Origin of the sequence: Streptomyces sp. NPDC059037 (genome assembly GCF_042740015.1) — a bacterium.
In the GTDB taxonomy this organism is placed as follows: domain Bacteria; phylum Actinomycetota; class Actinomycetes; order Streptomycetales; family Streptomycetaceae; genus Streptomyces.
The window spans coordinates 1-8443 of sequence record NZ_JBHYIG010000371.1 but is presented as its reverse complement, the minus strand read 5'-3'; the positions used below and the strand labels follow the sequence as shown (position 1 = coordinate 8443).

The window sequence follows — 8443 nt, the reverse complement described above, 5'->3', positions numbered from 1 at the left end:
GTTCGGCGGTGAACCAGGACGGTGCGAGCAATGGGATGACGGCGCCGAACGGCCCGTCCCAAGAGCGGGTGATCCGGGCGGCGTTGGCGGATGCTGGTCTGTCGTCGGCGGACGTGGACGCGGTGGAGGGCCATGGCACGGCGACCGTCCTCGGCGATCCGATCGAGGCGCAGGCGCTGCTCGCGACGTACGGCCAAGACCGGGCGGCCGGAAGGCCGTTGTGGCTGGGCTCGCTGAAGTCGAACATCGGCCACACGCAGGCGGCGGCGGGCGTCGGCGGTGTGATCAAGATGGTCATGGCGATGGGTGCCCAGTCGCTGCCGGCGACGCTGCATGTGGATGAGCCGACGTCGAAGGTGGACTGGTCCTCGGGTGCGGTGGAGCTGTTGCGCGAGGCGCGGTCCTGGCCGCGTGACGCCTCGCGTCCGCGCCGGGCGGGAGTGTCGAGCTTCGGCGCCAGCGGCACGAACGCGCATGTGATCGTGGAGGAACCGCCCCTGCAAGCCGATGCTGCAGTGGAGTCTGAGGGCGGCGGGTCGGGTGCTCCCGCGGTGTGGGTCCTCTCGGGCAAGATGCCGTCGGGGCTCACGGCGCAGGCGCGCCGCCTGAGTGAATGGCTGGGCGCACGCCCGGAGTTGGATCCCCTGGACATCGGCTACTCCCTCGCGACCGGTCGCGCCCAGCTCTCCCACCGCGCGGTGATCATCGGCAACGACCGCACCGAACTCCTCACCGGACTCGCCCAGATCGCCGACGGTGACCCCGGCCCCCGAGTCCGTCTCAACTCCGGCGCGCGGACGGGCAGCATCGCGTTCGTGGTCCCTGCCCCGGACCGCCAGTCCATGGACCTCGCTCGTGAACTCCTCGGATCTGCCCCGGTGTTCGCCGCTCGGATGGGGGAGTGTGCCGACGCCCTCGCCCCGTACGTCGACTGGAACCTCATCGACGTGCTGAACGGCGCACCCGGCGCCCCCGCGATCTCCGACGAGGGAGTGTTCGGCCCTGCCTTCTTCGCCGTCCAGGTGTCGCTCGCGGCGCTCTGGGACTCGTACGGCGTCAAGGCGGACGGGGTGATCGGCCGGCCCGGCGGAGTGGCCGGCCGGCCCGGCGGTGAACCCGCCGCCTCGGTGATCGCCGGACACCGCACGCTGGAGGAGGCCGCACGCATCGCGGCGGGGGCGTCCACGGGCGGTGGCACAGGGGAGCCCGACACCCTCCGGGACGGCATCCGCGAGAAGGCCGAGCACGGCTTCCGCGCGTTCATCGAGATCAGCCCGCAGCCCACCCTCGCCGACGAGGTGGCCGCGGCCATCGTCGCCGCGGGCGGCGACCCCGCCGAGTTCCTGATCACGAGGCCGGTCGACGACGAGCCCGACGGTTTCGCCGCCTTCCTGCTCATGCTCGCGCAGGCCCACGTCGGCGGCGTACGCGTGGACTGGTCACCGGCGTTCGCAGGGCGCGCCGCACGCACGGTGGAGCTCCCGACGTACCCCTTCCAGCGCCAGCGGTACTGGCTGGGGCAGAAGCCGGAGAAGTCGGAGAAGCAGGCGGCGGCCGCACCGGCACTCCCGGCGGCCGGCGGCGAGCGCCGCAGCGGCACCTTCACCGTGATGATGCGCCGCGCCCACGTCGAGAACGCCATCGCCGAAGCCGTCCCGGTCCTCGTGGCCGCCTCACGCTTCCGCCCGTCCTTCTCGTCGACGGCGGAGCTGACCGGATCGCCCAGGTCGGTGCTTGCCGCCGACGGCAACGCATCGCCCGCGGTGATCTGCGTGCCGTCGTTCCTCGCGGGTTCGGGACCTCACCAATTCGCCCGCCTCGCGGTCGAGTTCAGCCCCAGGGTGCGGACATCGGCGCTCATACTGCCGGGCTTCGGGAAGTCCTCGCCGCTGCCGGCGTCGTGGGACGTGGTGGTCGAGGCGATGGCCGAGGCCACGCTCGAAGCCGCTGCGGGCGAACGCTTCTTCCTCGTCGGCCACTCCGTGGGCGGACTGATGGCCCAGGCCGTCGCGGAGCGCCTGCAGCGGTCGGGGCGCGAGGCCGAGGGCGTCGCGATGGTCGATACGTACGACATCGACGACAGCGGCGAGCGGGAGGCCCTGTTCGACTGGGCGATGAACGAGATCCTCGACCGGGACCCGACCGGAGTCGTCGTCAACGACGACAACCTCCTGGCGATGGGCGCCTATCTGCGGCTGTACGACCAGTGGTCGCCGGTCAGCATCAAGGCCCCCACGCTCGCGGTGCGGGCCGCGGCGGCGGACGCGACGCTGAACGCCCCCATCGATCCCACCTGGAAAGCGGCGGACTTCGGCGAATCGGTCCTCGCCGACCACTTCTCGATTCTCGAGGACAAGGCCGCGACCACGGCACGGGTGCTCGGCGAATGGTTCGACCGCATCCGCACCTCGCACAGCTGACAGCAACGAAGCGCAACCACGCCAATCGGGGAGAGACAGGCATGGCACAGACAGGAACGACCACGGCAACGGCCGCGGAGCTGGCGCAGCGGTGGGCGACCGACGCCCGCTGGAAGGGGATCGAGCGGACCCATACCGCCGAGGATGTGGTCAGGCTCTCCGGCAGTGTGCGTGAGGAGCACACGCTGGCGCGGCGGGGTGCGGAGCGGCTGTGGCGTCAGCTGCACGACCGGGACTATGTGCATGCGCTGGGTGCGTTGACCGGTGGTCAGGCGGTGCAGCAGGTGAAGGCCGGGCTGCAGGCGATCTATCTGTCGGGCTGGCAGGTGGCGGCCGACGCGAACCTGGCCGGTCACACCTACCCCGACCAGTCGCTGTATCCGGCCAACTCCGTGCCGCAGGTGGTGCGTCGGATCAACAACGCGCTGCTGCGCGCCGATCAGATCGCCACCGCGGAGGGCGATGCGTCGGTGGACTGGCTGGCCCCGATCGTCGCCGACGCGGAGGCGGGTTTCGGCGGTCCGCTGAACGCCTTCGAGCTGACCAGGGCGATGATCGAGGCGGGCGCGGCCGGTATCCACTACGAGGACCAGCTGGCCTCGGAGAAGAAGTGCGGCCATCTGGGCGGCAAGGTCCTGGTGCCGACCGCCCAGCACGTGCGCACCTTGAACGCGGCCCGCCTGGCCGCGGACATCGCCGACGTCCCCACGCTGATCGTGGCCCGCACGGACGCGCTGGCCGCGAACCTGCTGACCAGCGACGTCGACGAACGCGACGCCCGGTTCGTGACCGGTGAGCGCACCGCCGAGGGCTTCTACCGGGTGCACAACGGCATGGCCACGGCCATCGCCCGCGGCCTGGCCTACGCCCCGTACGCGGACCTGCTGTGGATGGAGACCGGCACCCCCGACCTGGCCCAGGCCCGCGAGTTCGCCGAGGCCATCCACGCCCGGTACCCCGACCAGATGCTGGCCTACAACTGCTCACCCTCCTTCAACTGGAAGGCGGCCCTGGACGACGACCAGATCGCCAAGTTCCAGCGGGAACTGGGCGCGATGGGCTACCGCTTCCAGTTCATCACGCTGGCCGGCTTCCACTCCCTCAACCACGGCATGTTCGACCTCGCGCGCGGCTACGCCGAGTCGGGCATGACGGCCTATGTCGACCTGCAGGAGCGGGAGTTCGCCGCCCAGGAACACGGGTTCACGGCGGACAAGCCCCACCGCGTGGTCGGCACGGCCAACTACCACCTCGTCTCCACCGCCGTGAACCCCACCTCGTCCACCACCGCACTGAGCGGCTCGACCGAGGAGGAACAGTTCCACTAACGGGCCGCGGACCGGCTCGCCCGCTTCAGGAGGTACGGGACCGCCAGGTGATGGACCGGCGCGGCCATGCCCCAAATGACGCGGGAGAAGCGCCGGTTGAAGCGCACGGAGGTCGCCCACACCACGCTCGCGTCCGTCACCTCGACGACGTTGTACGTGGCGACGAGGCCCGAGTGCGATTCGAGCGTCATCGACTCGGAACCGGAGTCCGAGATGAGCCAGCCGAGCACATGGCCCGGCTCGGACCGCCCGCCCATCCGCAGGCCGAGGACGAGCGTCCAGCCCAGCCGCAGGACCCGCTGCAGGAGAGCCGGAGCACCCTCGAACGTGGTCCGGCCCCACTGCTCGGGAGTGCGGGACCGGGCGTCCGGAGTCGCTAATTCAAACGCGGACGCGTAGTTGGAATCCTTGAAAATTTCACTTGATCGAAGCGATTGCGGTACTTCGACGCGACGCGCACGCGGAGTGGACACGGAAGAGGTCTCCTTCGGCAGCTGAATCGGTGTACGGCAGGCGTACCACACAAAAGCAAAATACGGTCTCGGAGTCTACCCACAGGTGGCGGTGACCGAAAGGACCAACTCTCCACTGGGGAAGGGGAATCCATGGTGAAATCGGTGATAGCGAATGTCTCCGATACGGCGCGCTGGGTCGCGGAGTATCGGGCCCGTGAATCCGCGCGGCCGGACGCGTTGTTCAGCGATCCGCTGGCGGCGGGCCTCGCCGGCGAACGCGGCAGGATCATCGCCGATGAGGCCAAGCGGTCTTTCGGCAACGGCTGGTTCTTCATCGCGCGGACCAAGCTCATAGACGACCTCGTCGCGCGGTGCGTCGCCGACGGCTGCGACCGCGTCATCAACCTCGCCGCGGGCCTCGACACCAGGCCCTACCGCCTGGATCTGCCCGCGGAGCTGGAGTGGATCGAGGTCGATCTGGCCGGGATCGTCGAGGAGAAGAACCGCGTCCTCGCCCACGAGAAGCCGCGCTGCAAGCTCACCCGCGTACCCGTCGACCTCACGGACGGCGAGGCCCGCCGCGCCTTCCTCAAGGAGGCGACACAGAGGGCGGAACAAGGTACGACACAGGGGCAGCCGGGCAGAACCCTGGTCATCACGGAGGGACTTCTCCTCTACCTGTCCGAATCCGAGGTCCGTGGCGTGATGTCGGACCTGAAGTCGTCCGAAATCACCTGGTGGATCGCGGACATCATCAGCCCGGCCGTCGTCAAACTCTCCGACCGGGCCAGCAAAAAGAACAATGCGCCGGTCGTCTTCGGCCCGGCCAACGGAATCGGATTCTTTGAAGAGGCGGGCTGGACCGTCGAACGATTTGCCTCGCAGCTGCCGGCGGCGGCGAAATGGAAGCGCCTTTCTCCCTTCATGCGACTCCTTTCCCTGTTCCCCCAGCCCGATCCGCGGCAACCGCGCCGGGCTCCTTGGTCGGCGGTGGTCAGACTCCGCAACGGGGCCGCCTGACGCGGCTGACCCACCCCCTGCCTGATCACATCTACTGTTGGGACGTACAGAAATGCCCGAAATGCAGCAAGCAACTCCCTTCCGTCGCCTGGTGGTTGTCGTGACCGACGGCGAGACGGTCGACCACGCGGCGGCCCGCGCGCTGACGGACCTGGCCGGAGCGCGTGGCCTCGACGTGCCGGTGAAACCGGCCGACGACCCGGCGAACGACGACTACCGCGAGGTCGTCGCGCGCGGTCTGCGCTTCCTCGATCTGGTGGCCCCCGAGGACCGGTTCACGCTGCTCACGGTCGATTCGCTGGCGGCGGTGGAGGACGCGGTGAACGCCGCGACCGCGGCGCAGGGAGGGACACAGGGCCAGAAGTCGGTCCTCAGCCTGCTCCTGCTCGACCACGCCGACTACCGCTACCGCATGACCTCGCCCGACGAGCTGAACGAGCAGCTGGCCAAACTGTCCCTGGCCATCAGCGAGTCGGCGGAGTTCGAGCCGAGCCCGTACTCGGTGCACGTCTACACCGACCAGGACGTGGAGAGCTTCTACTCGGTGGAACTCTTCACCCCGCGCTGGATGCCGGCGGAGCCCTGGGTGGTGGCGGCCGACGTCGCCTGCGCGTTCGTCGACTCGCTCCAACTGCACAGCAACAGCCGCCTGCGCCCCGCGATGAAGCCGAGCAGCATCGCGGATTCGATTGCCGACTTCCTTACGGCGCAGGCGGGTTCGGCCTGGGGCCTGCACTACTACACGGGCTCCGGCGTCGCGACCTTCATCGACGACATCGAGCAGCGGGCGGTGAGCAACGGCAACCCGATCGTGCGCGGCCCGAGCGAGCACAGCCTGGCGTGCTCCGCCCTCGCCCGGTACACGCTCGACGCCGCGCCGTTCGCGATCGTCGCGACCAGCGGCATGCACGAGGAGTTCCGCGGAACGCTCGCCAACCACGTGGCGGTCGGCACCAAGGGCTTCATCGTCTGCTGTGACTCACGCACCGACCAGTGGCACCCCTTCCAGGGCACCATCCACCGCACGGAGGACAGCCGCCCGTCGCTGCTGGCCCGCGGCTTCCCGGTGGTGCACATCGCGAGGTCGGCCGACATCGCGGAAGGCCTTGCGGAGGCGTTCGAGGCGTACGGGGCGGGCCGGGGCCCGGTGATGGTGATCGCGCCCCGAGACGTACTCCAGACGACCCTCGCGCCCGAGGAGCTCCCGAAGGTCCCGGAGCCGACGACGCGCAGGGTGGAGGCGGTCCGCACCTCGGAGGTGGAGGAACTGTCGAACCTCCTCAACACGGCCCCCCGCAGGCTCCTGAGCCAGGTGGGCCCGCTCAACGCCACGGCGACGGACCTGATGTACGAGCTGGCGAAGAAGGCGGGCATCGGCCTGGCCGACTCGGTGGCACAGCCCGGCACGGTGAACAGGTACCGCGACGGCAAGGCCATCGACGAGTACATCGGAACACTGAGCATGTACGGCTACTCGCCGCGCGTCTACGAGTACCTGTACAAGGAGGGCACCCTGCGCCCGACCGACGAACAATCGGTCATGTTCATAGGCACCCAAATCCCCCAGATCGACACGCCGTTCTCCGAATCGTCACTGCGCCAGCTCGCCCCGATCCAGATCACGGAGCGGGAGATCGACAAGGCCCCCTTCACGGGCCTGGGCATCGTCGACGACATCGAGGGAGTCCTGCGCACCCTGCACGAGCGCCTCGACGTGGACCCCGAGGTCCTGGCACTCCGCCGCAAGGCGATCGCTTCAACCACGGACTCGGACGGAGACGTGATCGGCCTCCTCCCGGTCCTCCCCATGACGACGAACTACTTCTTCCGCCGCCTGCGAGGGGTCCTGGAGGGCCTCATCGAGGAAGAGGACTACCGCTACGTGGGCGTGTACGACATCGGCCGAGCCGGCCTCTCGGCGGTGAACACCCTGCCCCGCACCAGCCAGGGATTCTCGGGCTGGTACGGCCGAGGCCTGATGGGCGACGGCCTGATGGCCCTGCCCGGAATCGCCACGCGACGCGACGAGAACGTCATCTCGTTCACGGGAGACGGCACGGCGGCGATGGTCCCGGACATCCTCCCGAACCTGGTCCAGCAGATAGCGGTAGACCACTCACCCTTCCGCCGCAACCTGACGGTCTTCCGCTTCGTCAACGGCAGCCACTCGGTGATCCGCACGTACCGCGAAAGCGTCAAGCCGTCGGCGGTGAGCGGCCAGACGGGCGTCCTGACCTTCACCCCCGAGGACTACGACCGCGACTACGGCTCCCTGAAGGTCCGCCACCGCAGGATCGCATCGTTCGACGACGCACCTTTCGCCACCCAGCTCCAGGAGCCGGGAACGATCAACCTCTACTCGGTGATGGTGGGCCACAACAACGAGGGCGACGGCCTGAGCAGGTTCTCGTCCCTGGGCTGGCAACGAGACGAACTCTCGCCGAAGGCGATGGCGATGGCGGGCGTCCAGGTGGCACAGCAGCAGCAGTCGGCGAAGCCGAAGGCCTGACGACGACAACGCAGCGGGAAAGGCAGGAGAACCCCATGGATCAGACCGGTACAGGCACGACCGAGGAGCTGGAGTCCCGAGTGATCACCCTCCTGGCGGAGGCGGTGGTGATGCCACGCGAGGACGTCGAGGACCCCCGCACCAACCTCCGCGAGGACCTGGGCCTCGACTCGATGGACTACGTGGACCTGATCACGGTCCTGGAACGCGAGCTGGGCCAGCGGGTGGAGCGCGAGCAGCTGGCGTACGTCCGCACGGTGGGCGACGTGGTGGACCTGGTCCGCACGCTGGCGTCGAAGAGGGACGGGTCGCAGACGAGCTGACTGCCACTACTACGGGGCCGGACTCAGCGGGTCCGGCCCCGAGCTGTCGTCTCACGCAGGACCGGCGTCACCGGCGTCACCGGCGTCATTGGCGTCATCGGCGGAGTACCGGGCGGCATCGGCAGACCTCATCTCGATCGAGGTGGGCCCGGCCGTCCAGACCCGGCCCACCCGTTCCCGTCACGCGGCGTCGATGGCGGCGGTGATCTTGCGGGTCATGTCGGCCATGGCGGGACTGACCCCGCCCTTGCGGGCCTGGCCGCCCGTTTCGAGGGCGAGGGCAATGATGCCGCGGAAGCTGTCGGCCTCGGCCGGGTCCTGCTTCTTGAGAAGAGCCGTGGCTGCGGTGAGGGCGGGCAGGACCGTGTCGGCGAGCTCGGCCACGGAC

General features: G+C 69.2%; 6 protein-coding genes and 1 pseudogene. 5 read left to right on the top strand and 2 right to left on the bottom strand.

The genetic code is table 11. The annotated features are described in order from the left end of the window. The coding region (locus ACFWY6_RS42115) for an alpha/beta fold hydrolase (RefSeq protein WP_384702175.1) at window positions 1-2420 on the top strand (2420 nt) is incomplete at its 5' end. A gap of 41 nt (window positions 2421-2461) precedes the next feature. Continuing rightward, complete coding sequence (aceA, locus tag ACFWY6_RS42110) at window positions 2462-3748, top strand: isocitrate lyase (RefSeq protein ID WP_384702172.1); 1287 nt, start codon at window positions 2462-2464, stop codon at window positions 3746-3748. Here aceA and ACFWY6_RS42105 read toward each other — a convergent pair. Next, window positions 3745-4221 carry a DUF2867 domain-containing protein gene (locus tag ACFWY6_RS42105; RefSeq protein ID WP_360767244.1) on the bottom strand — a complete coding sequence of 159 codons (477 nt, stop codon included), beginning with the start codon at window positions 4219-4221 and terminating at the stop codon, window positions 3745-3747. The genes aceA and ACFWY6_RS42105 overlap by 4 nt on opposite strands. A gap of 132 nt (window positions 4222-4353) precedes the next feature. Here ACFWY6_RS42105 and ACFWY6_RS42100 point away from each other — a divergent pair, with 132 nt between their 5' ends. The 3 genes from ACFWY6_RS42100 to ACFWY6_RS42090 all read left to right on the top strand — a co-directional run bounded on the left by ACFWY6_RS42100 (window position 4354) and on the right by ACFWY6_RS42090 (window position 8055). Beyond that, entirely contained in the window at window positions 4354-5223 is an 870-nt protein-coding gene (locus ACFWY6_RS42100) for a class I SAM-dependent methyltransferase (protein ID WP_384702168.1), read from the top strand. Window positions 5224-5314: 91 nt separating this feature from the next. Next, the gene (locus ACFWY6_RS42095; protein ID WP_384702165.1) at window positions 5315-7732 is read left to right on the top strand and encodes a hypothetical protein; all 2418 of its coding nucleotides are present in this window, start codon (window positions 5315-5317) and stop codon (window positions 7730-7732) included. A 35-nt stretch (window positions 7733-7767) separates the two neighbouring features. Continuing rightward, entirely contained in the window at window positions 7768-8055 is a 288-nt protein-coding gene (locus tag ACFWY6_RS42090) for an acyl carrier protein (protein WP_384702162.1), read from the top strand. Between the two features lie 180 nt (window positions 8056-8235). On the opposite strand, the pseudogene ACFWY6_RS42085 reads toward ACFWY6_RS42090, so the two are convergent. Beyond that, window positions 8236-8443: pseudogene (locus tag ACFWY6_RS42085) on the bottom strand (hypothetical protein); the annotation flags it as partial.

Excerpts from the sequence above, each read along its gene's own strand:
- aceA (WP_384702172.1), top strand. The coding sequence starts at position 2,462 with ATGGCACAGACAGGAACGACCACGGCAACGGCCGCGGAGCTGGCGCAG.
- ACFWY6_RS42100 (WP_384702168.1), top strand. The coding sequence starts at position 4,354 with ATGGTGAAATCGGTGATAGCGAATGTCTCCGATACGGCGCGCTGGGTC.
- ACFWY6_RS42090 (WP_384702162.1), top strand. The coding sequence starts at position 7,768 with ATGGATCAGACCGGTACAGGCACGACCGAGGAGCTGGAGTCCCGAGTG.